Below are 25043 nucleotides of genomic sequence, written 5' to 3'. Positions count from 1 at the left end.
GTGTCGAGAACAATGACAATCGAACGACCATTAATTATGAAGCTTTGCTCTACACATTTGCAGATGACACAGCGTGTAGAGCCTAATATTGATTAAAAGTCATCTATAGAAGAATGCTCACGATAATGTGCGACTTTTAGGTTGCTTATTTTGTGGTGTCTTTTATAGATGGCGGTCGATAAAGTCAGTGATTGTAATCGCGACAGGGGTAGCTATATGCTATCCCTGTTTTTTTATTGGAAAGAAAGTAGGAAGAGACAATGAGTATTTTAAAAGTCGAAGGACTAAGTCAACAATTTTTAGACAAACAACTTTATGATGATGCCGGGTTCCAAGTCAATAAAGGCGAACACATGGGGATTACTGGCCAAAATGGGGTCGGTAAAAGTACCTTGATTAATATTTTAACAGGCGCTATTTTACCAGATGAGGGTAAAGTAACCTGGCAAAAGAACATTAAGATTGGTTATTTGGATCAATATGCCAAATTAGCGCCAGGCCTATCCATTTTTGAATTCTTAAAAACGGCCTTTGCGGATTTGTATGCTCAGGAAGAACGAATGAGTCAATACTACGCCGACTACGCAACGAGTTTAGATGACCAACTACTCGAAAAAGCGGGGGCAATTCAAGAACTTCTTGAAGCTAAAAACTTCTATGAAATTGATACGCGGGTTATGCAAGTTGCGACTGGTTTAGGGATTGATGCGCTAGGGATGGACCATGACGTTTCACAACTTAGTGGGGGTCAGCGGTCGAAGATTATTTTAGCGAAGTTACTATTAGAAGAACCGGATATGTTGTTATTGGATGAACCAACCAATTATTTGGATACCAATCATATCGATTGGCTCAGTGATTATTTGAATAACTTCGAAGGGGCCTTCATTACAATCTCCCATGATTATGATTTCTTGGAACGGGTAACAACCTGTATTGCCGACATCGAATTTGGGAAGATTACCAAATATACCGGAACGCTCCAACAGGCTTTCCGCCAAAAAGCCGATAACCAAGCTAGCTATATGAAGGCTTATGAGAATCAACAAAAGAAAATTGAAAAGACAAAGGCTTATATCCGTAAGTATAAAGCTGGTTCACGGTCAACAATTGCCAAGAGTCGTGAAAAGCAATTAGCTCATATGGATATTTTGACACCCCCAAGTAATCGCGTGAAGGCTAACTTCCGTTTCCCATACCACGTAACAGCCAGTCAGATTCTATTGACGACCAATGATCTAGAGATTGGTTACGAAAATGCGTTATTGCCAGCCTTAAACTTCTCAATTGGTCGGGATCAAAAAGTGGTGCTCAAAGGGTTTAATGGGATTGGTAAGTCGACATTGATTAAAACCATCATTAAAGAAATTCCAGCAATTAGCGGTGATTTTGAAATTGCTAGCACGGTGAAGTTTGGTTACTTCAAGCAGGACTTAAAGTGGCCTAACAATATGGCAACCCCACTCCAATATTTACAGGGCGAATATCCAGAACAAAAGCAAAAGGAACTTCGCCAAGTATTATCCCGGACAGGACTAACTGCTGAAGAAGCGATGAAGCCGTTGAAACAACTCAGCGGTGGCGAGCAATCAAAGGTTAAAATTGCCGAATTGCTCCTAACCTCAAGTAACTTCCTTCTATTAGATGAACCAACGAACCATTTAGACGATGATACGAAGAACGCATTGCGCAAAGCCATCCAAGAATTTGAGGGTGGCGTCTTGCTAGTGACCCATGAAGAGGACTTTTACCAAGGCGATTGGATCGATAAAGTGTTAGATGTTGAGTCCTTGATTAAATCTTGATGATTTATTTTTAATATATACTGTATCTATAACAGACAAGTGTTAAGCTTATGGGGATAAATGACTAACTTAACTAATATTGGCGGAGGTCATATGGATAAAATTGATGTAACAAAATTAACCCAGATGTCGAACTTTGAAGTCGCAGCACTCTTTTATAAATATGCACTGACAAACAGTCGCGGTTTACGGGCGATTAATGTCGGGCGCGGCAATCCGAATTGGATTAATACACAAGCAAGATTTGCCTTTAATCGGATTGTTGAATTTGGGATGAAAGAATCCTTACAAACAATTAACTTAGACGATGGCAATCTTGCTGGCTACACCGATCAAACAGGTATCGCGGAATGCTTCAATCAGTTCTTAGATGGTGATAATCCGGTGGATGCTTTTTTGAAGCAGGCTTTGGCTTATACCCGAGACGTCATGCATATCAATCAAGATGAACTTGTCTTTGAATGGGTCGATGGCGTTATTGGCAACCATTATCCAGAACCATCACGCAGCTTAGTGAATGTTGAAAAGATTTTAAATCGGTATCTAGAAGTAAATCTCTATCGCGGTGAACATCTATCAGACAAGACAAAGGTCTTTCCAACTGAAGGTGGGACAGCTGCGATGGTCTATCTTTTTAATGAACTAAAGGTCAGCCATATTTTAGAGGCGGGTGATACGATTGCGATTAATACGCCAATCTTTACACCGTACTTGCAGATTCCAGAACTAAATGAATTTAAACTACAAGAGTTTAACGTTAGTTCTGATGAATCTGATGACTGGCAATTGGTCGATCATAAATTTGAAGAGTTGAAGGATCCAAATGTTAAAGCCTTTTTCGTGGTGAACCCAACCAACCCAACCTCTAGAGCTTTTAGTGACCATGCGCTAGATAAGTTGAAGGAAGTTGTTGAAGCCAATCCGAACCTCGTGATTATTACGGATGATGTTTATGGGACGTTTGTCGATGATTTTAAAACCATCTATTCAGTTGTGCCACATAATACATTGTTAGTGTACTCATTCTCTAAATTATACGGGGCAACCGGTCAACGGATTGGTTTAATCGCAATGCACGACGATAACATTTTCGATAAGTTGATTGAAGAAATGACAGCAGAAGATCCTGTTATTAGAGAAGCTTTCCGGAAACGGTATTCGTACGTCACAAATAAGCCACATGAAATGAGTTTTATCGATCGAACGGTAGCGGATAGTCGAAACATCGGGTTATACCATGCAGCTGGCTTATCAACACCACAACAGATCACAATGGCGCTTTTTAGTTTGACGAACCTGATTTACGAAGGCAGAGAAGATCCGTATGTGACAGCATCTAAGGAAATTGTAAGTCATCGATATAAGGCCTTTTGGGAATCGCTTGGGTTAGTCGTTAAGACAACCGAAGAAAATGCGGAATACTACACTGTTTTTAGTATCTATAAGTTAGCAGAGTCGAAATACTCTAAAGATTTCAGAGCTTACTTGGAACAAAACTGTAATCATTTAGCATTTGAATGGCGACTCGCAGCGGAATATGGGGTTGTTGTAATGGATGGTGCTGGGATGGGAACCAAGGCGGGGTATTTAAGAATCTCACTTGCTAACCGTCCAGATAAGGACTATGAAACAGTCGGCGGTCGGATTTCTGACTTACTGGCAAGCTACTATACTGAATACTTGCAATCTAAAGCACAATAAGGTGTAATGAAGGGCGTTAGAACAACGATAAGTTGTTCTAACGCCCTTTTTGTGTCCCACTTAGTAGAATTTTATATAGAAGGTATTAGTTGGATTTAATGCTTATAGGAATAAATTAATCATTTAATCAATTTTTTAGTAATAAGTGCTTGACCTAGCCGTATTAAGTTGATAAGATATAAAAGTTGTCAAAAGCGAGCAGCTCAGTAATGAGTAAGGAAATAAATAATTAAAATGTTTTTGAAAAACACTTGTTATTTAATTCTAATCGTGATAACATATTATATGTTGCTTACGGAGCTATAACTTCTAAGTAATAAATAATTTTTAAAAGTGTTTGACAGATGATTGATTACATGATATAATTAAGAAGCTGTTTCAACGCAGTAGATCTTTGAAAACTGAACAAAGTTTTGATAAACCAAATGTGTAGGGTCGCCCTTCGGGGCACAACATATTTGCGAAGTCAATTTCGCTAGCAAATAAATTAAGTAACAAAACAAGAGCTACAAACTTTTAATCGAGAGTTTGATCCTGGCTCAGGACGAACGCTGGCGGCGTGTCTAATACATGCAAGTCGAACGCACTCTCGTTTAGATTGAAGGAGCTTGCTCCTGATTGATAAACATTTGAGTGAGTGGCGGACGGGTGAGTAACACGTGGGTAACCTGCCCTAAAGTGGGGGATAACATTTGGAAACAGATGCTAATACCGCATAAAACCTAACACCGCATGGTGTAGGGTTGAAAGATGGTTTCGGCTATCACTTTAGGATGGACCCGCGGTGCATTAGTTAGTTGGTGAGGTAAAGGCTCACCAAGACCGTGATGCATAGCCGACCTGAGAGGGTAATCGGCCACACTGGGACTGAGACACGGCCCAGACTCCTACGGGAGGCAGCAGTAGGGAATCTTCCACAATGGACGAAAGTCTGATGGAGCAACGCCGCGTGAGTGAAGAAGGTTTTCGGATCGTAAAACTCTGTTGTTGGAGAAGAATGTATCTGATAGTAACTGATCAGGTAGTGACGGTATCCAACCAGAAAGCCACGGCTAACTACGTGCCAGCAGCCGCGGTAATACGTAGGTGGCAAGCGTTGTCCGGATTTATTGGGCGTAAAGCGAGCGCAGGCGGTTTCTTAAGTCTGATGTGAAAGCCTTCGGCTCAACCGAAGAAGTGCATCGGAAACTGGGAAACTTGAGTGCAGAAGAGGACAGTGGAACTCCATGTGTAGCGGTGAAATGCGTAGATATATGGAAGAACACCAGTGGCGAAGGCGGCTGTCTGGTCTGTAACTGACGCTGAGGCTCGAAAGCATGGGTAGCAAACAGGATTAGATACCCTGGTAGTCCATGCCGTAAACGATGAGCGCTAGGTGTTGGAGGGTTTCCGCCCTTCAGTGCCGCAGCTAACGCATTAAGCACTCCGCCTGGGGAGTACGACCGCAAGGTTGAAACTCAAAGGAATTGACGGGGGCCCGCACAAGCGGTGGAGCATGTGGTTTAATTCGAAGCAACGCGAAGAACCTTACCAGGTCTTGACATCCTTTGACCACTCTAGAGATAGAGCTTTCCCTTCGGGGACAAAGTGACAGGTGGTGCATGGTTGTCGTCAGCTCGTGTCGTGAGATGTTGGGTTAAGTCCCGCAACGAGCGCAACCCTTATTACTAGTTGCCAGCATTTAGTTGGGCACTCTAGTGAGACTGCCGGTGACAAACCGGAGGAAGGTGGGGACGACGTCAAATCATCATGCCCCTTATGACCTGGGCTACACACGTGCTACAATGGATGGTACAACGAGTTGCGAGACCGCGAGGTTTAGCTAATCTCTTAAAACCATTCTCAGTTCGGATTGTAGGCTGCAACTCGCCTACATGAAGCCGGAATCGCTAGTAATCGCGGATCAGCATGCCGCGGTGAATACGTTCCCGGGCCTTGTACACACCGCCCGTCACACCATGAGAGTTTGTAACACCCAAAGCCGGTGAGGTAACCCTTCGGGGAGCCAGCCGTCTAAGGTGGGACAGATGATTAGGGTGAAGTCGTAACAAGGTAGCCGTAGGAGAACCTGCGGCTGGATCACCTCCTTTCTAAGGAATAATACGGAAAACCTTGTACATTTGCGAAATCAAAACTTTGTTTAGTTTTGAGAGATCTACTCTCAAACTTTGTTCTTTGAAAACTGGATAATAAGTAATATATTAGTTTTAAAAGCCGAGAAAAACATTGCGTTTTAAAGAGTTTTTTAATAATAGAAATATGAATTAGTTCATATCGCTAAACTCAAATAATAACCCTTTACCGTAGGTAAAGATAGGTTAAGTTATAAAGGGCGCATGGTGGATGCCTTGGCACTAGGAGCCGATGAAGGACGGTACTAACACCGATATGCTTCGGGGAGCTGTAAGTAAGCTTTGATCCGGAGATTTCCGAATGGGGGAACCCAATACTTTTAATCGAGTATTATCATTAAGTGAATACATAGCTTAATGAAGGTAGACGAGGGGAACTGAAACATCTAAGTACCTTCAGGAAGAGAAAGAAAAATCGATTCCCTAAGTAGCGGCGAGCGAACGGGGAAGAGCCCAAACCAAGAAGCTTGCTTCTTGGGGTTGTAGGACAGAACTTTGGAGTTACCAAGTTAAGTTGTAATCGAATCAGCTGGGAAGCTGAGTCAAAGAGTGTGATAACCACGTAGATTAAACAACTTAACCTCCGTTCTGGATCCTGAGTACGGCGGAACACGTGAAATTCCGTCGGAATCCGGGAGGACCATCTCCCAAGGCTAAATACTCCCTAGTGACCGATAGTGAACCAGTACCGTGAGGGAAAGGTGAAAAGCACCCCGGAAGGGGAGTGAAATAGATCCTGAAACCATGTGCCTACAATTAGTCAAAGCTCGTTAATGAGTGATGGCGTGCCTTTTGTAGAATGAACCGGCGAGTTACGTTTATATGCGAGGTTAAAGTGAAAAGCTGGAGCCGTAGCGAAAGCGAGTCTGAAATGGGCGAGTGAGTATATAGATGTAGACCCGAAACCAAGTGACCTACCCATGTCCAGGTTGAAGGTGTGGTAAAACACACTGGAGGACCGAACCCACGTCAGTTGAAAATGGCGGGGATGAGGTGTGGGTAGCGGTGAAATTCCAATCGAACTTGGAGATAGCTGGTTCTCTCCGAAATAGCTTTAGGGCTAGCCTCGGAATATTGGATCATGGAGGTAGAGCACTGTTTGGACTAGGGGCCCGTCATGGGTTACTGAATTCAGATAAACTCCGAATACCATTGATTTAGTTCCGGGAGTCAGACTGCGAGTGATAAGATCCGTAGTCGAAAGGGAAACAGCCCAGATCACCAGTTAAGGTCCCAAAATTTATGTTAAGTGGAAAAGGATGTGGCGGTGCACAGACAACTAGGATGTTGGCTCAGAAGCAGCCACCATTTAAAGAGTGCGTAATAGCTCACTAGTCGAGTGCCGCTGCGCCGAAAATGTACCGGGGCTAAACATAATACCGAAACTGTGGGTGGACACGTAAGTGTCCGCGGTAGGAGAGCGTTCTAAGGGCGATGAAGCTAGATCGTAAGGACTAGTGGAGCGCTTAGAAGTGAGAATGCCGGCATGAGTAGCGAAAGATCAGTGAGAATCTGATCCACCGTATGACTAAGGTTTCCTGGGGAAGGCTCGTCCTCCCAGGGTTAGTCGGGACCTAAGGCGAGGCCGAGAGGCGTAGTCGATGGATAACAGGTTGATATTCCTGTACTAGTTTATTTTGTTTGAATGATGGAGGGACGCAGGAAGCTAAGGAATGCACACGACTGGAAATGTGTGTCCAAGCAATAAGTCTTGAGTTGAGTGAAATGCTTGATTCTTTAAGGACAAGTTGTGATGGGGAGCGAAATTAAGTAGCGAAGTTCCTGATGTTACACTGCCAAGAAAAGCTTCTAGTGAGAAATAAACTACCCGTACCGTAAACCGACACAGGTGGTCGAGGAGAATATCCTAAGGTGAGCGAGTGAACTCTCGTTAAGGAACTCGGCAAAATGACCCCGTAACTTCGGGAGAAGGGGTGCTGACCGTCAGGTCAGCCGCAGTGAATAGGCCCAAACAACTGTTTATCAAAAACACAGGTCTCTGCAAAATCGTAAGATGACGTATAGGGGCTGACGCCTGCCCGGTGCTGGAAGGTTAAGAGGATGAGTTAGCGCAAGCGAAGCCCAGAATTGAAGCCCCAGTAAACGGCGGCCGTAACTATAACGGTCCTAAGGTAGCGAAATTCCTTGTCGGGTAAGTTCCGACCCGCACGAAAGGCGTAATGATTTGGGCACTGTCTCAACGAGAGACTCGGTGAAATTATAATACCCGTGAAGATGCGGGTTACCCGCGACAGGACGGAAAGACCCCATGGAGCTTTACTGTAGCTTGATATTGAGTGTTTGTACAGTTTGTACAGGATAGGTAGGAGCCGTAGAAATCGGAACGCTAGTTTCGATTGAGGCGTTGGTGGGATACTACCCTAACTGTATGACCACTCTAACCCGCGCCACTTAGCGTGGCGGGAGACAGTGTCAGGTGGGCAGTTTGACTGGGGCGGTCGCCTCCTAAAGTGTAACGGAGGCGCTCAAAGGTTCTCTCAGAATGGTTGGAAATCATTCGTAGAGTGTAAAGGTATAAGAGAGCTTGACTGTGAGATTGACAAATCGAGCAGGGACGAAAGTCGGACTTAGTGATCCGGTGGTTCCGTATGGAAGGGCCATCGCTCAACGGATAAAAGCTACCCTGGGGATAACAGGCTTATCTCCCCCAAGAGTCCACATCGACGGGGAGGTTTGGCACCTCGATGTCGGCTCATCGCATCCTGGGGCTGTAGTCGGTCCCAAGGGTTGGGCTGTTCGCCCATTAAAGCGGTACGCGAGCTGGGTTCAGAACGTCGTGAGACAGTTCGGTCCCTATCCGTCGCGGGCGCAGGAAATTTGAGAGGAGCTGTCCTTAGTACGAGAGGACCGGGATGGACATACCTCTGGTGTACCAGTTGTGCCGCCAGGCGCATCGCTGGGTAGCTATGTATGGCAGGGATAAACGCTGAAAGCATCTAAGTGTGAAGCCCCCCTCGAGATGAGATTTCCCATTCCTTTATGGAAGTAAGACCCCTGAAAGATGATCAGGTAGATAGGCTAGGAGTGGAAGTACAGCGATGTATGGAGCGGACTAGTACTAATCGGTCGAGGACTTAACCAAAGGTGCAATGTTTGGCTTTTGAAATGAAAATATTACTTATTATGCAGTTTTGAGAGAACGAAGTTCTTCTCAGTGCGAAAACACAAAATAGTGTGGTGGCGATAGCAAGAAGGATACACCTGTTCCCATGTCGAACACAGTAGTTAAGCTTCTTAGCGCCGATAGTAGTTGGTGGGAAACTACCTGCGAGGATAGGACGTTGCCACGCAATTTAAAAAGGTTGAACCTCAGGTTCAGCCTTTTTTGTTAGTTATATTTTAATTAGAAAGGAAAAAATAATGACTCAAACAATTACAGCTAACAATATAGAGGCCTTTGTTGCTGAAAAACCGTTAGTTATTTTAGACTTTTGGGCGGATTGGTGTATGCCTTGTAAAATCATGACACCAATGATTCAAGAATTGCATGCAGCTTCTAATGACGCATTTAAGCTCGGGATGGTGGATGTTGAAGATCAACCTGAATTAGCAGAACGATATGATATTCAATCCGTACCAACCTTATTAATTTTTAAAAAAGGTAAGGCAGCTGAAAAAGTAACTGGTGCTTTCCCTAAAGAAAAATTAAAACGGTATTTAGATAAGAAGATAGCAGAATCTAATCATGAAGGCTAAATAAAAGGCGAGACATCCAAATGGACGTCTCGCCTTTTATTTTGTTAAGCTTAAACAATACGACGGACATAGCGATAAAGTAATAATGCGCTAAATTCGCAGAGTAAGATAAGAACGGCTAATGGGAGGTAAGTGTAACTACCCATGATACCGACAAGTGGTGATAAGAAAATACCAAAGACATACATGCCTAATCCTAAAACGGATGAAGCGATACCGGCTTGCTTGCCCTGTCGTTGAAGTGCTAATGAGGTGACAACGGCATTGATAAGACCAAGGGTTGAAACGACTAGGAATAAACCAATCAATGCCAACCAAAGTTTGTTAGGGCCTAAGCCACTGATTAAAATGCAGAAGCCACCGATGAGCCCACCGATAAGGCCTAACTTTAGTTGTTCTAATTCGGTGAACCGGTTAATCAAAACGGTTGATAATTCTGCCATTAGGATAATCCCAATGCCATTAATCCCGTAGATGAGACTAAAAGTTGACTTCGAAAGTGAAAAGACGTTTTGTAACATAAAACTAGAGCCAGAAATATAACAGAACATTGCACCGTAGACGAGCCCTTGGATAAGTACGAAACAGATAAAAGGACGGTCTTTAAAGACTGTTTGAACATTGAGTCGGGTACTGGTTGCCTTTTGATCGGCTGGGGATAACTTGTGCGTTTCTTTAAATCCGAAAATTAAACCGAGTAATAAGAGCAGGCCGGTACAACCGATGAAACCGAAGATACCTTGCCAGGAAGTATACCGTAATAGTAGACTACCAATTAATGGTGAAATAATTGGGAAAATCCCGTTAACGGCCATCAATAATGCGATAAACTTAGTTAGTTGTTTGCCGTTAAAGAGATCCTTGGCAACGGCCCGGGTGACAACTTGGCCAGCAGAACTTGCAAGTCCTTGGATAAATCTAAGTAAAAAGAATAACCAGATATTATGTGTAACAAGTGATAGAAAACAAGCGATAATAGCCAGTGATGTCCCAATCACCAACGGCTTTTTGCGACCGACGCGATCACTCCAGGCCCCCATGAAAATGGGACCAATTGCCAAACCGGCTAAACACATTGTTAAACTGATCTGAATCATGGAAGCGGAAGTGTGAAAATCAGACTCCATAATTGGAAATGCCGGTAAATACATATCGACTAATAATGGACCATAAGCGCTCAAAGAGCCGAGTAGAACGGATAGCCAGATGATCCTTGATTTTGAATAATGCATGAAAACCCTCCTAGATAAGCTGGAAAAAAGTCCAAAAAAATAGCCCGTCATAAACGTAGCTCTCGCAGTACGTATTCGAATAGGTGCTATAAATGTTGCTTCCCTACTAGATTAACATAGATGGGGAAGAATGAGGGGCTCTATGAGCAATTTTTAATCAGATTTGTTGTTTCTATTTAAGTTTAAACAAGTTATGATGGAGATATTGAGAAAAGAATTGAGTGAGGGTTTGTATGAAAATTGCACAAAAAAATAAAATTCTAGAAACCTGCTTAATTGCGGGGCGCATCATGATCGAAAGTGGTTCTGAAATGTACCGAGTTGAAGATACGATGAATCGAATTGCTTATAATGCCGGTATTCAAAAGAGTGTGGTCTTTACGACACCGACTGGCTTATTTATCGGGATCGAAAATCAACCTTATGTGCAATTGGAATCAGTTGCAGTGCGTACGATTAACTTAGAAAAAGTTGAAAATGTCAATACAGCTTCGCGACAGTTTGCGACAAAGGAGATTACGTTAGATCAGTTGAGTACCCGCTTGAAACAAATTGACCAACATACGCCGTATTTTCCATTATGGATTCAAATTATTGCGGCGGCCTTTGTATCAGCGCTATTAATGATTATTTTTTCCGGTGAATATGACTGGGCTGATTTATTACCAGCGGCTTTAGTGGGGGCATTAGGTTATGCCGTTTTCTCTGAAATAAACCGTTTGACTAGCATTCGGTTTATCGGCGAGTTTTTAGGGGCCGTTTCAATTGGCGTGTCAGCTTACTTATTAACGAAGTGGCACCTAGGGGTCGATCTTGATAACATTATTATCGGGGCCGTGATGCCACTTGTGCCTGGTGTGGCAATTACGAATTCAATTCGAGATATGTTGGCCGGACACTTATTATCCGGAATGGTCCGTGGTGTTGAGGCGCTTTTAAGTGCCTTTGCGATTGGGACTGGGATTGCGTTAATCTTTAGATTTTTAATTTAATGAAGGTGGTGTGACGTATGCCATATTGGCTACAGTTTATTGTCCAAGCGATCTTTAGTTATTTTTCAACGGTCGCCTTTGGAATCTGTATTAATTTACCGCGCCGAGCATTAGTTTGGTGTGGGATTGCTGGCATGCTCGGCTGGCAAGTTTACTGGGTGTTGTTCAATCTTGGTAGTGGTCGGATGATGGCTAATTTATTTGGTGCGTTAGCCGTCGGCATTGTCGGGAGTATTTTGGCCCGTTACAAACGCATGCCCGTTATTATTTTCAATATCCCGGGACTGGTACCATTAGTGCCCGGTGGAACAGCTTATCGGGCGGTTCGGAATCTTGTTTTAGGGAACATCTCACAGGCTGTGACGCAGAGTATTTCAGTCATTATGGTGGCCGGCGCAATTGCAGTTGGCTTTATGTTTGCACAAATTCTAGCGGATATTACAAGAAAAAGAAGTAGTGTGCCAATTTGGCTTTCAAGACACTAAAAAGTATGTTATACTATTGTTATGCGATGAGTCGAGTAAGTCTCGGTAGGCAACTATTCTGCGAAAGCAGCTAGGAGACCCAAAGATACAGGATACCACGATTATTAATTTAATCACTTACCGTATTGTAAGGGTGTTTTCGCCCGCTGTGTTGTGGAGCACATGGTGTTTATTCTTCGGAATACTGTCGAGAAAGATCTTTCCTTTTAGGAAAGGTCTTTTTTTGTGGCTTAAATCGGGTTTTCTGTAAATTTTAGCTTAAAAATTGAAAGAAATAATGTGATTTAATGGCTTATTGCGAATTATTTCAGAAATTAGGGCTTACTTAATGCAAAAAAAGTGGTTTTCGTTTACAATAAGTAAGTATTGAAAAGGAAATGAGGGATAGAGATGACTATTACATATGTTGTGATCAATATTATCATTATGTTGATCATGTTATTTGTTCTAAATAAGATGGCGCGGATTCACGTTAAATTCAGTCGACGGGTTTTCACGGCATTAGGTGTCGGTATTTTGTTTGGTGCTATTTTACAATTAATTTTTAAAACCGACTCACAAGTAGTGAAACAAACGGCTGATTGGATTGGGATTGTCGGGAATGGTTATGTATCATTCTTGAAGATGATCGTGATGCCGTTAGTCATGGTTTCAATCATTCAAGCTATTACCAACTTGGAATCTTCTAAGGGCTTAGGTAAAATGGCCGGAATGGTTATTGGTTTATTAGTTTTCACAACGTTAATTGCTGCAACTGTCGGTTCAGTAACGTCAAACGTGTTTGATTTAAATGCCAGTTCAATTCAATCAGGACAAGTTGAAAAGGCACGTTCAAAAGAATTAGAAACAAAATTAGGGGATGTCCAAGAACAAACCGTCCCTGAAAAGATTGTCAGCTTCATTCCAGAAAATCCATTTATGGATATGACTGGTGCACGACCAACGTCAACATTAGGGGTTGTTATTTTCTCAGCCTTCTTAGGCTTAGCAGCCTTACAATTACGACGGAAGAAACCAGAACAAGCAGAGACGTTTAATAAAATCGTCAATGCCTTTTACGCCGTTATCATGCGAATGGTAACCTTAATCTTGAGAATGACACCGTACGGGGTTTTAGCATTAATGACAACGACGGTGGCCCAAACAGATGTCCAAGGTATCTTGAACTTAGGGAAGTTCGTGATCGCCTCGTACGTCGCTTTAATCATCATGTTTATCGTTCATTTCCTATTGATCACCTTTACGGGCTTAAACCCAATTAATTACATTAAAAAGGTTATTCCAACCTTAATCTTTGCCTTTACCTCACGGACAAGTGCGGGCTCAATTCCAATGAATATTGAAACCCAAACAAAACGTTTAGGGGTCGAAGAAGGCATCGCCAACTTATCAGCTTCATTTGGCGCTTCAATCGGTCAAAACGGCTGTGCTGGTGTTTACCCAGCCATGTTAGCTGTTATGATTGCACCAACGGTTGGGATTAATCCTTGGAGCATCGGCTTCTTGGTTAAATTAATCTTAATCGTGGCTATCAGCTCATTTGGGGTTGCCGGTGTCGGTGGTGGCGCAACATTTGCCGCTTTAATTGTTCTTTCTTCAATGAACTTACCAGTTGGATTAGCCGGTCTTTTAATCTCAATCGAACCATTAATCGATATGGGTCGGACAGCATTGAACGTTAATGGTTCAATGACTGTTGGGGTGTTGACGGCACAATTCTTAGGTAAACTAGATAAGCACAAGTTTAATGACATGACGTTAACAGAAGATTCTGACGATATTGCTTAATTTTAAATTGGAGGGATAACAATGCGAACTATTATTGTAGGTGCAACGGCAGCTGGCACGAGTGCAGCGGCTAAGGCTAAACGAATGAACCCAGAACTAGAAGTTGTAATGTATGAAATGCGGGATTACGTCTCCTTTGGTGCGTGTGGCTTACCATACTTTGTTGGCGAGCATTTTGATAATCCCAACCAAATGATTGCTAGAACGCCTGAAGCCTTTGCTAAACAAGGCATCGACGTGCAATTAGAACATGAAGTCGTTGCGGTTGATTTTGACACACAGATGGTTACTGTTCGTGATTTAAAAACAAAGCAAGCCAAAACAGAGCATTACGATCAATTAATGTTAGCGACTGGGGCAACCGCAGTCATGCCACCGTTTGAAAATGGTCAGTTAGATAATATTTATCATTTACGGACGTTGGCTGATGGTGAAGTACTCCGTCAATTAGGCCAAACACCTGAAATTCAATCCGTAACGGTGATTGGTGCTGGCTTTATTGGCTTAGAAATTGCTGAAGAGTTCCATCAATTAGGTAAAAAGGTACGGGTTATTCAATTAGAAGATCGCGTCTTGCCACTTGCATTTGATCCAGAATTAACGGCTATGATGGCCGCTGATTTACGCGATAATGGTATCGAGTTACGATTATCAGAAGCCGTTCAGTCATTTGAAGGGCAATCGAAGGTAACGGGTGTTGTAACTGATAAAGGCCGCTACGAAACAGACTTGGTCGTTGTCGCAGCTGGGATTCGCCCTAATACGCAATTTATTACGGATGATCGGCTTAAAAAACTTAAAAATGGTGCGATTGTCGTCGATCAAACAGGGCGGACATCAATCGAAAATGTTTTCGCAGCAGGCGATAATGCCACGGTAATTAACAGTGTGACCGGCGAGCCCATGTATTCTGCTTTAGCCACTGGTGCTAACAAGTTAGGTCGCGTTGTGGGCGTTAATTTAGCGGGGCAACAAGCGCAATTACCAGGGATGCTAAATTCAGCCGGGGTCAAGTTAGTGACCCTTGAAGCTGGACGGACAGGATTAACTTCTGCCGAAGCACAAGCAGCTGGCATTGATTATGATACTGTTTTGATCCACGATAAGAATCATACCGATTATTATCCAGGACAATCAGAACTGACGATTAAATTAGTTTATAAAAAAGCAGATCATGTTTTAATTGGTGGTCAAATTATTGGGCAAAAGGATGCAGTTTTGCGGGTTGATGTACTTGCAACTGCCATTCAAGCGCAAATGACAACTGAGCAATTGGGACTGTTAGACCTCGTCTACGCACCGCCATTTGCAAGAACTTGGGATGCATTAAATGTTGCCGGAAACGTAGCACATTAAGAAAAAGGTGCGACAAATTAAATTTTGTCGCATCTTTTTTTGTTGCGTTTCAAAAAGTGTGAAAGCGCGTAAACTTGATTAACGGGGCTAAATTGTGCTAAGATTGCTTTTAGAAATTATTTTTTTTAAAGATATTTAGGATTTACTTACGAATATTAAAAAATGCCAAATATAAAATCACGATTAGGAGATAAGTTAATGAACAACACGAAGAGTTTAATTGCACTTGGTTCAGGTATCTTAGGAGTTGCTGGGATTAGTTTACTCAGTGCAGGTCAAGCCAACGCCGCAACCGCAACGGTCAATTACTCAGCTGGTGCAACGACAGTTTGGACAAGTCCTGAAACCGGCCAAGCAGCTAAAAGATACATTTTTAAAGGGCAATCAGTTAATCTACTCGCTTCACAAAAAGTAGGTGCTGAAACTTGGTATCGGATTGGTAACGGCGAATGGGTGCCAGAACGCTATTTGACGACTGCTAAGGAAACACCTAAGGCACAAACAGATGCTGCTAAAACGATTCGTGTTGCTTTTGCGGATGGTGCAACAACTGTCTGGTCATCACCAACTTATACACAACCTACCGGCCGTTATATGACTTACGGTCAAACTGAAGGCATTGTAAAAACACAAACTGTCTCAGGTGAAGAATGGTACCAATTAGCTAATGGCGGTTGGATTCCTGCTCGTTTTACAGGTGAAGGCCAATTGAAGAGCACACCTGTTGTTAAACAAGCAGCAACACCAACGCAAACAACACCTACTCAAGCACCAGTTCAATCAACGACTGCTGCTAAGGTAGTGACACCAGCTGCTGAAACAGCAACATCAGAAAGTACATCGGTAGCAACACCAGCGCCAGTTGCCTCATCATCAGTTTCAGAAAGTGTTGCTTCAAGTACACCTGTCTCAGAATCAACAGCAGCTCCTGTTGCATCAGAAAGCCAAGCTGAATCTATTTCAGCGCCAGCGGCCTCATCATCTGTCGTTGAAAGTAGTAGTGTAACGTCAGAATCAACAGCGCCGGTTGCTGAAAGTAGTGTGACATCAGAATCAACAGCACAAAGCTCATCTGCATCAGCAGTAGAAGTACCTGCTAAAGAAGCGGTTGAATCAGCACCACAAGCGACACCAATTCAAGCAGAATCTGCGACTGTTTCATCAACGACACCTTCAACACCAGTTGTTGAAAGTAGTACACAACAAACAACACCTAAAGCACCAGCACAACAATCGTCTGTTGCCGAAAGCAAACCAGCTGTTGTTGAAAGTACTAAACCAACAACGCCAACACAAACAACACCTACACCAGCGCCTACAACACCAAAACCTGCAACACCAGCACCAACAACTGGTAATGCACAAGCTGTTATCAATTTAGCAATGGCTCAAATTGGTAAACCTTACGTTTGGGGTGCTCATGGCCCAAGTAGCTTTGATTGTTCTGGTTTGATGGACTATGTCTTCCAAAATGCAGCCGGTCGGAGTATCGGTGGCTGGACAGTTCCTCAAGAAAGTGCCGGTTATTCTGTTTCATTAAGCAGTTTACAACCTGGTGACTTATTATTCTGGGGTGCACAAGGCAGCTCATACCACGTTGCTTTATATATCGGTGGTGGTCAATACGTCCACGCACCACAACCTGGTGAAAATGTTAAAATTGGTTCAATGCAATATTACACACCAAGCTTTGCTAAACGTGTCTTCTAAACACTTAAAAATTAAAACATCTCACGTTCTGTGGGATGTTTTTTGTGTTTTAGATCAAAATAAGCTATGCTAGGTAGAACATCAAAAAAGGACTGATGAAATGAAAATCGGCGTACAAGCATTTATTAATGAAATTCAAGATCAAACTTATTTAACAGATGAATATGAAATAGCAACACCCAACCCATTTGTGGCAGCTGACTTTTTGGCACAGTTGAAACCCGCTGTCAGTAAGGCTGTTGAAAAACAAGCATTGGCTTCTTTTTCAGCGTTGACCACTTATGAAGGCGAACAAGTGAAGGTGACGCTAGAAACTGGCGTTGTGAATTTACCATTACAATACATCAAAAAGGTTAACCAATTTTTAGAATTAGAAGCACAAGCAGAAGTGAATATCTATCTCTATGTGACGTCACCACTAGTGAACCGCTCTGGAATGCGGATTGATCTCATTGGAACTGTTGTTGACTTTGAAGCACAAGCTGATCAAGCATGGGCCAAAGTCGAACAACTATTAACACAGGATCTAGAAGCTGTTGAAGCAGGCGCTAAGTTAGCCAAAGAAGCGCCAGTTGAAGCTCCTAAGACCCCTGCTAAGAAAAAAGCAGCACCTAAGAAGAAAACGGCGGCTAAAAAAACAACGACTAAGAAAAAGGCGACAACCACCAAGAAGAAACCTGCGGCAAAGAAAACAACCACTAAAAAAAAGTGATGCTTAAAGCATCTATTAAAAAAGGGTCTGGGACAAAAGTAAATTTTGTCTCAGACCCTTTTTTGATACTTGAATATTGATGGTACATTTTTTTAATCTGCTTGTTCAATTGCTTGTTGGATTGGTAAGTCACCATTTACAAATGAATACTTGTGGTGAATTGTTTGGGCTGGATTTTCAAGAACGGCTTGAATCATTGCTGCAACATCAGCACGGGCAACTTTCCCGCCAGTTGGTTGCATAGTGAATTGCGCTGTACCGGCATCATTGGTTAATGTGCCGGGTCTGAGGATAGTCCAGTCCAAACCAGAGAATTCAAGCCAGTGATCAGCATAGTATTTAGCGGCATAATAAGGCTTGATGCTTTCTGGCCATTTTGCACGTTCTTCAACAAAGAGGGCACTGACCATTACATAGCGCTTAACATCGGCGATTTTAGCAGCTGCCATACTTCTAACAGCACCGTCTAAATCGACTAGTAGCGTTTGGTCGTCGCCAGTTTTACCACCAGAACCAGCGGTAAAGACGATGGCGTCATGGTCAGCAAAAAGAGGTGCTAATTCTTTTGGTTGTTTCGTTAAGTCAAATGAAACGGGTGTCGCACCTAATGCTGTCATTTCAGATGCTTGTGCATCATTGCGAATACCTGCAGAGACGTTGTGACCTGCTGCAACGAGTTTGGGGATTAGTAATTGACCAATGTTACCATGGGCACCAATAACAAATATTTTCATAATAGAGACTCCTTTACTGATTATCTTAAGATTCATTATAGTAGTTATTATTAGTAAGTGCAAAGTAAAAGGTCCGTGTTATAGCACAATTAGTAAAACAATTATAAACCGTTTTTTCTAATGACATTTATGAGATTTAAATAAGAAATATAGACGATGCATAGACGTTAAATAAACCTTTTTATATAATTAACATGGTGAAGCTTGCCAACCATTTAATAACCTTCTCATAATCACAGAAATATGCTTATTGTAATATAATGAACTGTTATTCAATTTGTGTTATGGTACAGGTATAAGGATTGTGATGTATTTTACAATAACCTAATCTAACAAGCTGTTATTTAATTTTTCTTGAGGAGAGGCGTTTAGAATGACAAACCAATATCGTAGTGTTTTTGATATTATTGGACCGATTATGATTGGGCCTTCTAGTTCACATACTGCAGGTGCAGTTGCTATCGGACACGTTGCCAATCGACTTTTTCATGCGCCAATTAAAAAGGTGATTGTGCGCTATTATGAATCTTTTGCACAGACACACCAAGGACATGGAACCGATTATGCCATTATTAGTGGCGTTTTGGGATTCGATCCCGCGGATCAACGGGTACCAATGGCGGTTGATTTAGCACGACGCCAAGGGATTGAAGTCGAATTTATTGAAGACCCTGGTGACAGTCCAGTCAATCATCCGAATACTGCTGAATTAACACTTATTAATTCGCAAAAATCATTAACGATTTGGGGTTGTTCAATTGGCGGTGGGACGATCGAAATTCGGAAGGTCGATTTAAACGGCATTATCTTCCAACCAGATGGCCCACCACCCATTATTTTCGTCGAATCTGATCAAGAAATTGGGACAGCTTTGGACCACATCTTCAAGGATAATTATCGGGGTGCTCGGATTTCGGTTCGTGTACCAGGTCGGTTCTTGTATAAATTAGAATTACTTGATAAGCCTTATCCAGAACAGGTTGAACAGGTTCGTGGTATGAGTAAAGATATGATTGTATTATAGAAGGCGGTGAAATGTGATGTACACAAAAATTCATGAATTAGTTCAAACAGCGCAAGAACGGCAGTTACCTATTTCGGAATTAATTATTGAGCAAGAAATCCAGATGAGCCATTCTAGTCGAGAAATTATCTGGGCAACGATGGGCAAAAACTTAGATGTGATGCTTGCTGCTGAAGAAAAAGGGGTAACCGGTGAAGGCGTTCAGTCAGCAACTGGAATTACCGGTGGTGAAGCCGTTTTGATGAAACGGTATCGTGAAAAAGGGCAATCACTATCAGGCGATATCATGTTGGAAGCTGTTCAAAATGCCATTGCGACAAATGAAGTCAATGCGTCCATGGGGATTATTTGTGCAACACCAACGGCAGGTTCTGCTGGTACTTTACCAGGTATTTTATCAGTGATTACGAAACAGTTATCACTAGACCGTGATGCGCAAATTCGTTTCTTATTTTGCGCGTCAGCTTTTGGGATGGTCGTTGCTAACGATGCCATGATTGCTGGTGCAACGGGTGGTTGTCAAGCAGAAGTCGGAAGTGCCTCAGCAATGGGTGCGGCCGCAGCAGTCGAAGCAGCTGGTGGAACACCACAACAATCTTCAGAAGCTTTTGCAATGGCTATGTCTAATTTATTAGGCTTGGTTTGTGATCCCGTTGCAGGGTTAGTTGAAGTACCTTGCGTTAAACGGAATGTGATTGGTTCAGTCAACGCTTTAACAAGTGCTGATATGGCACTTGCTGGTTTAGTAAGTAAGATTCCAGCCGATGAAGTCATTAGTGCAATGAAGAGTATTGGTGAAAACCTACCTTCAACGCTAAGAGAAACGGGCTTAGGGGGCCTAGCGGCAACACCAACTGGGATTGCGCTTAAAATGCAAATTTTTGGTCAAGATATGAGTATTGATAAATAAATAGCTTTGCTATTTTAGGAGGAAATTCGATGCAAAAGAAGCTTTCAAAATCAGCATACGGTGGCGTTTCGGGAGAAAAGTATGTCCCGTATGTCAGCCAAGGTAATAAGAAAGTCGGTAATACAGCCATTTTAATTATGGGGAGCTTATTAGCTATTATTTTCGCAGCTTCCACAGCTTATTCAGGAATGAAGGCCGGTTTAACTGTTGCGGCCGGGATTCCGGGTTCAATTATTGGTTCAGGTTTAGTTGGGGCTTTCGCTAAATCAAAAGGGATTTTAGGTAAAAATATCATGCAAGGGATGTCCAGTGGTGGGGAATCAATCGCCAGTGGGATGATCTATGTTTTACCAGCTATTGTTTTAATCGGTGGTCATATTAACTTTATCGAAGGGTTAATTGTTGGGATTTTAGCAATTCTCTTTTCAATTGGGACATCTTCATTAGTGCATAACTACTTAGTTGTTGAAGAACATGGTAACTTGGTTTATCCAGAAGCCATGGCGATTTCAGAAGCGTTAGTTGCTTCTGATACTGGTGGCGATTCTTTGAAATATATGGGAATTGGCTTTGGTATCGGTGGCGTTATTACGATGTTAACAACTTCTGTTTTTGGTGTTGTTAACAACATGATGAACTATGTTGGCTCATCATTTTATAAATGGAAATTAGACGTTGAAGTTAACCCCTTACTAGCTGGGATTGGGTTCATCGTTGGGTTAGAAGTTGCATTAACAATGTTTGCGGGTGCTTTATTATCAAACTTTGCCATTGCACCACTTATCGGTTACTTTACTGATATGGCTGGCAACGGCGCTCACGTTTGGAATAACGCAAGCTTAGCTGTTAACCAAATGACAGTTAACGATTTAGCAAGTTCATACGTTAAATATATTGGTGCTGGGATGATGCTTTGTGGTGGTTTAATTGGTGCCATTAAATTAATCCCAACAATTGTCACATCAATCAAGAAGACATTAAACGCTAAAAACACAACAGGTGAAGATAAAAACACACTTGGCATGGTTTCAATTGTACTTGGTGCTGTTGGGATTTTTGTAATTGGTATTATTATTGCCCAAAACTTCATGATGGGGATTGTCGGTGCATTATTAGCTGTTATCTTAAGTTTATTATTTGTTATCGTATCAGCTCGAATTGCCGGCACAATTGGTTGTTCTAACTTACCTGTATCAGGGATGACAATTGCTTCATTAGTGATTATGACGGTTGTCTTCGTCTTATTCGGTTGGACAAGCAATGCGCATACACAAATCTTATTAATGTTTGGGACTTTCGTTGTGACAGCAATCGCTGTTGGTGGTGGCTACATGCAATCACAAAAAGTAACTTATGTTATCGGTGGTTCTAAATCAGAAATGATGAAATACTTCATGATTTCAGCATTTATCGGTGTTGTTGTTGTTATTGGGACAATCAGTATCTTATCACCACAATTTGTTACAGACAGTGCAACACCTGCTTTTGGTTTGCCACAAGCTAACTTAATCGCAACGTTAACATCAGGGATCATGTCTGGTGAATTACCATGGATTATGATTATCGTTGGGGTTGCAATGGCCATTGTATTATACTTCTTAGAATTACCAATTATGACTGTTGCAATTGGTTTTTACTTACCAATTTCAACAACATCAATCATTTTAATCGGTGCTTTAATTAAAGTGTTCATCGATAAAGTTACTGGTGATGAAGCTGTTAAGAATAACCGAATCCAAAGTGGGATTAGTTTATCTTCAGGGTTAATCGCTGGTGGTTCAATTATCGGCTTAATCGGGATTATCCTCCATGTCACAGGTGTTCTAAAAGACCGCGTGATTTCAGGGTTTGCAAGCAGTAATGAAATGGCATTGATTCTCTTAGTTGTCATGATTGTTGCGATTGCAGCACCATTGATGATGATCAAAAAAGGAGGAGATAGCGAAGATGAGGAAGCAAAAGGCTGAGGTTGATTTAAATCAACTAATCTTTGCTAAAGTACCAGAAGTTAAGTTTCAATTAAAAGCGGGACAGGTAACTATTATTCGTCCTCAGGATCATTGGATTCAACGATTCTTTAGACGGTTACACATCAGAATTCCAGCTGAATCAAAATTGACGCTGGATGATTATGGTAGTTTCGTATTTAGACACGTTAATGGTCAGCGGAGTGTTTATCAGATTGGCCAAGCACTCGCAGCCGAATATGATGAAACAAACGACTATCTATATGAACGATTACTCGTTTATTTAAATCATTTAGAACAAACTGAACATTTAATCAAACGTGTGACGGATTGAGTTAATTAAAGTTGTGAATCATGATTAAAATAGCTTATAGATGAAGGAGTTTTTCAAATGACAGACAGAATCGAGTTATCCGCATGTACTTCAATGATGGTGGGCAAGAATGCGTCAATTGATGGCTCTACGATGATTTCGCGTAATGAAGATCGCTTTTATGCGATCCACCCTAAACGTTTCTTCGTACAACCAGCAGTGCACAATCGGCATGAAACATATGTTTCTAAATATAACGGGTTAACCATGCCATTACCAGAAGAAGGTTATCGTTATACTTCTACCCCTAATGGTGATTTAAGTGATGGTTTGAATGAAGAAGACGGCATTAACGAAAAAAACGTCGCACTTTCTGCAACGGAAAGTGTCTACGCTAACGAACGGGTTTTAGCATACGATCCGTTGATTAAGAATGGTTTAGCAGAAGACTCAATGTGTTCACTCGTATTACCATACATTAACTCAGCACGTGAAGGGGTTAAATTGATGGGCGATATCGTTACGAAATACGGCTCAGCCGAAGGTAATGGTGTTCAATACAGTGACGAAAATGAAGTTTGGTATCAAGAAATTGTGACAGGTCACCACTGGGTAGCTGTTAAGATTCCAGACGACTGTTACGCAGTTGCAGCAAACCAAGTTGCAATTGAAAATATTGATTTTAATGACCCTGATAACTACATGTGGTCAGAAGGCATTCAAGAATTTGTTAGTGAAAATCACTTGAACCCAAGTGAAACAGAATGGAATTTCCGGAAAATTTTTGGGACAGATACGGAAAAAGACCGTCACTATAACACACCACGTGTTTGGTACGCACAACGTTATCTCAATCCAGAAATCAAACAAGAACCAGAATCAAGTGATTTACCATTTATCCGGAAAGCAAACCGCAAATTAAGTGTGGAAGATGTTCAATATGTGTTAAAATCACATTATAACGAAACAGAATACGATCCACTTGGTAATGGGACGGAAGAACAAAAGACGACTTATCGTGCAATTTCGCTTTCACGGACACAAAATTCCCATATTTGTCAGATTAGAAATAATGTGCCTGATGCGGTGAAAGGTGTTCAATGGTTAGGTTTTGGTGTACCGACATTCTGCCCTCACGTACCTTTCTTTACGAATGCAAATGATACGGATGAAACTTATCGTGAATTGCCAGAAAAGATGACCTTAAAGAATGCTTATTGGTTACATGAAGCATTAGCAATGATTGTTGAATCGCATTATGGTGCGTTTAAACAAGCTGATATCGATTATCAAAAAGCATTATCAGAATGGGCAAGAACTATGATTGCTGCAACTGATAAAGCAATTGAAAATCAAACTGACGCCGTAGCCTTTTTGACAGCTCAAAATCATGAGATTGCAACGCATTATAATGAAGCAACAACTGATTTGTTAGCACAGTTAGTCACAGAAGGTACACAATTGTCTAAGTTGACCTTTGTAATGGATAAGAATCTTTAAGAAAATCGGACTTTTAATTAATTTGTCACACTTCCAAGGGGGGAGTGTGACTTTTTTTGATGGAGGTGCTGAGAATGACTGATTTAAAAATGAGTTCCAAGCGGATTGTAATCGCAATGGTGTATGGCTTTTTAGCAGCGGTCAGTGTGAATCTATTCTTGATTCCTGCTAAGACGTATTCAAGTGGTGTGACGGGGGTTGCACAATTATTAACAGCGCTAGTGTCACACCTTGGTGGTTCTTTGAGTGTGGCGGCCTTAGTGTTTATCCTGAATGTGCCGCTGTTAGTATTGGCATGGTTTAAAATCAATCATCAATATGCAATTTTCAGTATTGTTGCGGTTTTTACAAGTGTCATTTTTCTAAAAATCATTCCAGTACCAGTTCAACCTATTTTAACGGAACGCTTTGCGGGTGCTCTGTTTGGCGGGGCATTAATTGGCCTTGGTGTTGGTCTTTGTTTTAGAGCTGGTTTTTCAACTGGGGGAACAGATGTCATTGTAACGCTTGTCGGTCGATTGACAGGTAAACGGGTCGGTGTTGTGAATAACGTCATTAACGGCATGATTATCCTCGCTGCCGGCATTTTCTTTGGTTGGGGTGCTGCTTTATATAGTATCGTTGAAATCTTCGTATCGAGCCTGTTAATGGACTATATTTACACACAACAACAAAAGGTGACAGTAACGATCTTTACAAAGCAGCCAGAGGCATTAAAGAAGCGAATGCGCGAATTTATCCATGGTGCGACCGAATTAGATGGGACGGGCCTATATACGAATCAGGAGACATCTGTGATTATGACGGTCGTTTCTAAATATGATTTAACGGCTTTGAAATTAGTCGTTCAAGATGCAGATCCAAATGCGTTTGTTAATATTCAATCGACGATGAACTTATGGGGTCGTTTTGAAAGTAATGAATAAAAAAAGAGCCGTTTCAACAAGATTAATTGTTGAAACGGC

The 25043-nt window shown here is 41.9% G+C and carries 17 protein-coding genes and 3 rRNA genes; 18 read left to right on the top strand and 2 right to left on the bottom strand.

Annotated elements, in window-relative coordinates:
• Positions 1 to 260 precede the first annotated feature (260 nt).
• The 6 genes from LEUCM_RS00985 (at position 261) to trxA (ending at position 9355) form a co-directional block, all read left to right on the top strand.
• Complete coding sequence (locus LEUCM_RS00985; RefSeq protein ID WP_025016192.1) at positions 261 to 1805, top strand: ABC-F family ATP-binding cassette domain-containing protein; 1545 nt, start codon at positions 261 to 263, stop codon at positions 1803 to 1805.
• A 93-nt stretch (positions 1806 to 1898) separates the two neighbouring features.
• Positions 1899 to 3506, top strand: coding sequence for a bifunctional aspartate transaminase/aspartate 4-decarboxylase (locus LEUCM_RS00980; RefSeq protein ID WP_016264593.1), 1608 nt, complete (start codon positions 1899 to 1901; stop codon positions 3504 to 3506).
• 516 nt (positions 3507 to 4022) lie between these two features.
• A 16S ribosomal RNA gene (locus tag LEUCM_RS00975) occupies positions 4023 to 5596 on the top strand.
• Positions 5597 to 5822: 226 nt separating this feature from the next.
• Positions 5823 to 8741, top strand: a 23S ribosomal RNA gene (locus tag LEUCM_RS00970).
• A gap of 91 nt (positions 8742 to 8832) precedes the next feature.
• Positions 8833 to 8949, top strand: a 5S ribosomal RNA gene (gene rrf / locus LEUCM_RS00965).
• The 16S, 23S and 5S rRNA genes sit together here, the layout of an rRNA operon.
• A gap of 70 nt (positions 8950 to 9019) precedes the next feature.
• Positions 9020 to 9355 carry a thioredoxin gene (trxA, locus tag LEUCM_RS00960; RefSeq protein ID WP_011374017.1) on the top strand — a complete coding sequence of 112 codons (336 nt, stop codon included), beginning with the start codon at positions 9020 to 9022 and terminating at the stop codon, positions 9353 to 9355.
• 50 nt (positions 9356 to 9405) lie between these two features.
• On the opposite strand, the gene LEUCM_RS00955 is transcribed toward trxA, so the two are convergent.
• On the bottom strand, positions 9406 to 10587 hold the full coding sequence (locus LEUCM_RS00955) for a multidrug effflux MFS transporter (protein ID WP_025016429.1): 1182 nt from the start codon (positions 10585 to 10587) through the stop codon (positions 9406 to 9408).
• A gap of 233 nt (positions 10588 to 10820) precedes the next feature.
• On the opposite strand from LEUCM_RS00955, the gene LEUCM_RS00950 reads away from it, so the two are divergent.
• The 6 genes from LEUCM_RS00950 to LEUCM_RS00925 all read left to right on the top strand — a co-directional run bounded on the left by LEUCM_RS00950 (position 10821) and on the right by LEUCM_RS00925 (position 17630).
• The gene (locus LEUCM_RS00950) at positions 10821 to 11579 is read left to right on the top strand and encodes a threonine/serine exporter family protein (protein ID WP_011374019.1); all 759 of its coding nucleotides are present in this window, start codon (positions 10821 to 10823) and stop codon (positions 11577 to 11579) included.
• Positions 11580 to 11596: 17 nt separating this feature from the next.
• Positions 11597 to 12064 (top strand): threonine/serine exporter family protein, encoded by a 468-nt coding sequence (locus LEUCM_RS00945; protein WP_016264595.1) that lies wholly within the window; start codon positions 11597 to 11599, stop codon positions 12062 to 12064.
• 390 nt (positions 12065 to 12454) lie between these two features.
• A complete protein-coding gene (locus tag LEUCM_RS00940) occupies positions 12455 to 13852 on the top strand; it encodes an L-cystine transporter (protein WP_016264596.1) in 1398 nt (465 codons plus the stop codon).
• 21 nt (positions 13853 to 13873) lie between these two features.
• Complete coding sequence (locus LEUCM_RS00935; RefSeq protein WP_016264597.1) at positions 13874 to 15208, top strand: CoA-disulfide reductase; 1335 nt, start codon at positions 13874 to 13876, stop codon at positions 15206 to 15208.
• Positions 15209 to 15406: 198 nt separating this feature from the next.
• Positions 15407 to 16918 carry a C40 family peptidase gene (locus tag LEUCM_RS00930; protein WP_025016430.1) on the top strand — a complete coding sequence of 504 codons (1512 nt, stop codon included), beginning with the start codon at positions 15407 to 15409 and terminating at the stop codon, positions 16916 to 16918.
• A gap of 100 nt (positions 16919 to 17018) precedes the next feature.
• Positions 17019 to 17630, top strand: coding sequence for a hypothetical protein (locus LEUCM_RS00925; protein ID WP_035147303.1), 612 nt, complete (start codon positions 17019 to 17021; stop codon positions 17628 to 17630).
• 92 nt (positions 17631 to 17722) lie between these two features.
• Here LEUCM_RS00925 and LEUCM_RS00920 read toward each other — a convergent pair whose 3' ends face one another.
• Positions 17723 to 18364, bottom strand: a complete 642-nt coding sequence (locus LEUCM_RS00920; RefSeq protein WP_016264600.1) for an SDR family oxidoreductase — start codon at positions 18362 to 18364, stop codon at positions 17723 to 17725.
• 373 nt (positions 18365 to 18737) lie between these two features.
• Between LEUCM_RS00920 and sdaAB the strand changes: the two genes are divergently transcribed.
• The 6 genes from sdaAB to LEUCM_RS00890 all read left to right on the top strand — a co-directional run bounded on the left by sdaAB (position 18738) and on the right by LEUCM_RS00890 (position 25004).
• Positions 18738 to 19388 (top strand): L-serine ammonia-lyase, iron-sulfur-dependent subunit beta, encoded by a 651-nt coding sequence (gene sdaAB / locus LEUCM_RS00915; RefSeq protein ID WP_025016432.1) that lies wholly within the window; start codon positions 18738 to 18740, stop codon positions 19386 to 19388.
• A gap of 16 nt (positions 19389 to 19404) precedes the next feature.
• Entirely contained in the window at positions 19405 to 20298 is an 894-nt protein-coding gene (sdaAA, locus tag LEUCM_RS00910) for an L-serine ammonia-lyase, iron-sulfur-dependent, subunit alpha (protein WP_016264602.1), read from the top strand.
• A gap of 29 nt (positions 20299 to 20327) precedes the next feature.
• Positions 20328 to 22265: an OPT family oligopeptide transporter gene (locus LEUCM_RS00905; protein ID WP_016264603.1), complete on the top strand. Its 1938-nt coding sequence runs from the start codon at positions 20328 to 20330 to the stop codon at positions 22263 to 22265.
• A complete protein-coding gene (locus tag LEUCM_RS00900; RefSeq protein WP_016264604.1) occupies positions 22246 to 22599 on the top strand; it encodes a PqqD family protein in 354 nt (117 codons plus the stop codon). Before LEUCM_RS00905 ends, LEUCM_RS00900 begins: the two co-directional genes overlap by 20 nt.
• A gap of 57 nt (positions 22600 to 22656) precedes the next feature.
• On the top strand, positions 22657 to 24078 hold the full coding sequence (locus LEUCM_RS00895; RefSeq protein WP_016264605.1) for a C69 family dipeptidase: 1422 nt from the start codon (positions 22657 to 22659) through the stop codon (positions 24076 to 24078).
• 74 nt (positions 24079 to 24152) lie between these two features.
• Positions 24153 to 25004: a YitT family protein gene (locus LEUCM_RS00890; RefSeq protein ID WP_016264606.1), complete on the top strand. Its 852-nt coding sequence runs from the start codon at positions 24153 to 24155 to the stop codon at positions 25002 to 25004.
• Positions 25005 to 25043: the final 39 nt, after the last annotated feature.

Origin of the sequence: Latilactobacillus sakei subsp. sakei DSM 20017 = JCM 1157 (assembly GCF_002370355.1) — a bacterium.
Classification (GTDB): domain Bacteria; phylum Bacillota; class Bacilli; order Lactobacillales; family Lactobacillaceae; genus Latilactobacillus; species Latilactobacillus sakei.
The sequence above is the reverse complement of the archived record's forward strand: the minus strand, read 5'-3'. Positions and strand labels throughout refer to the sequence as shown.

What these genes read in the sequence shown, in the direction of transcription:
- sdaAA (WP_016264602.1), top strand. Translation starts at nt 19,405, where the DNA reads ATGTACACAAAAATTCATGAATTAGTTCAAACAGCGCAAGAACGGCAG.
- LEUCM_RS00895 (WP_016264605.1), top strand. Translation starts at nt 22,657, where the DNA reads ATGACAGACAGAATCGAGTTATCCGCATGTACTTCAATGATGGTGGGC.
- LEUCM_RS00945 (WP_016264595.1), top strand. Translation starts at nt 11,597, where the DNA reads ATGCCATATTGGCTACAGTTTATTGTCCAAGCGATCTTTAGTTATTTT.
- LEUCM_RS00935 (WP_016264597.1), top strand. Translation starts at nt 13,874, where the DNA reads ATGCGAACTATTATTGTAGGTGCAACGGCAGCTGGCACGAGTGCAGCG.
- LEUCM_RS00920 (WP_016264600.1), bottom strand. Translation starts at nt 18,364, where the DNA reads ATGAAAATATTTGTTATTGGTGCCCATGGTAACATTGGTCAATTACTA.
- LEUCM_RS00900 (WP_016264604.1), top strand. Translation starts at nt 22,246, where the DNA reads ATGAGGAAGCAAAAGGCTGAGGTTGATTTAAATCAACTAATCTTTGCT.
- LEUCM_RS00930 (WP_025016430.1), top strand. Translation starts at nt 15,407, where the DNA reads ATGAACAACACGAAGAGTTTAATTGCACTTGGTTCAGGTATCTTAGGA.
- LEUCM_RS00955 (WP_025016429.1), bottom strand. Translation starts at nt 10,587, where the DNA reads ATGCATTATTCAAAATCAAGGATCATCTGGCTATCCGTTCTACTCGGC.
- LEUCM_RS00925 (WP_035147303.1), top strand. Translation starts at nt 17,019, where the DNA reads ATGAAAATCGGCGTACAAGCATTTATTAATGAAATTCAAGATCAAACT.
- LEUCM_RS00940 (WP_016264596.1), top strand. Translation starts at nt 12,455, where the DNA reads ATGACTATTACATATGTTGTGATCAATATTATCATTATGTTGATCATG.
- sdaAB (WP_025016432.1), top strand. Translation starts at nt 18,738, where the DNA reads ATGACAAACCAATATCGTAGTGTTTTTGATATTATTGGACCGATTATG.
- trxA (WP_011374017.1), top strand. Translation starts at nt 9,020, where the DNA reads ATGACTCAAACAATTACAGCTAACAATATAGAGGCCTTTGTTGCTGAA.
- LEUCM_RS00985 (WP_025016192.1), top strand. Translation starts at nt 261, where the DNA reads ATGAGTATTTTAAAAGTCGAAGGACTAAGTCAACAATTTTTAGACAAA.
- LEUCM_RS00980 (WP_016264593.1), top strand. Translation starts at nt 1,899, where the DNA reads ATGGATAAAATTGATGTAACAAAATTAACCCAGATGTCGAACTTTGAA.
- LEUCM_RS00950 (WP_011374019.1), top strand. Translation starts at nt 10,821, where the DNA reads ATGAAAATTGCACAAAAAAATAAAATTCTAGAAACCTGCTTAATTGCG.
- LEUCM_RS00890 (WP_016264606.1), top strand. Translation starts at nt 24,153, where the DNA reads ATGACTGATTTAAAAATGAGTTCCAAGCGGATTGTAATCGCAATGGTG.
- LEUCM_RS00905 (WP_016264603.1), top strand. Translation starts at nt 20,328, where the DNA reads ATGCAAAAGAAGCTTTCAAAATCAGCATACGGTGGCGTTTCGGGAGAA.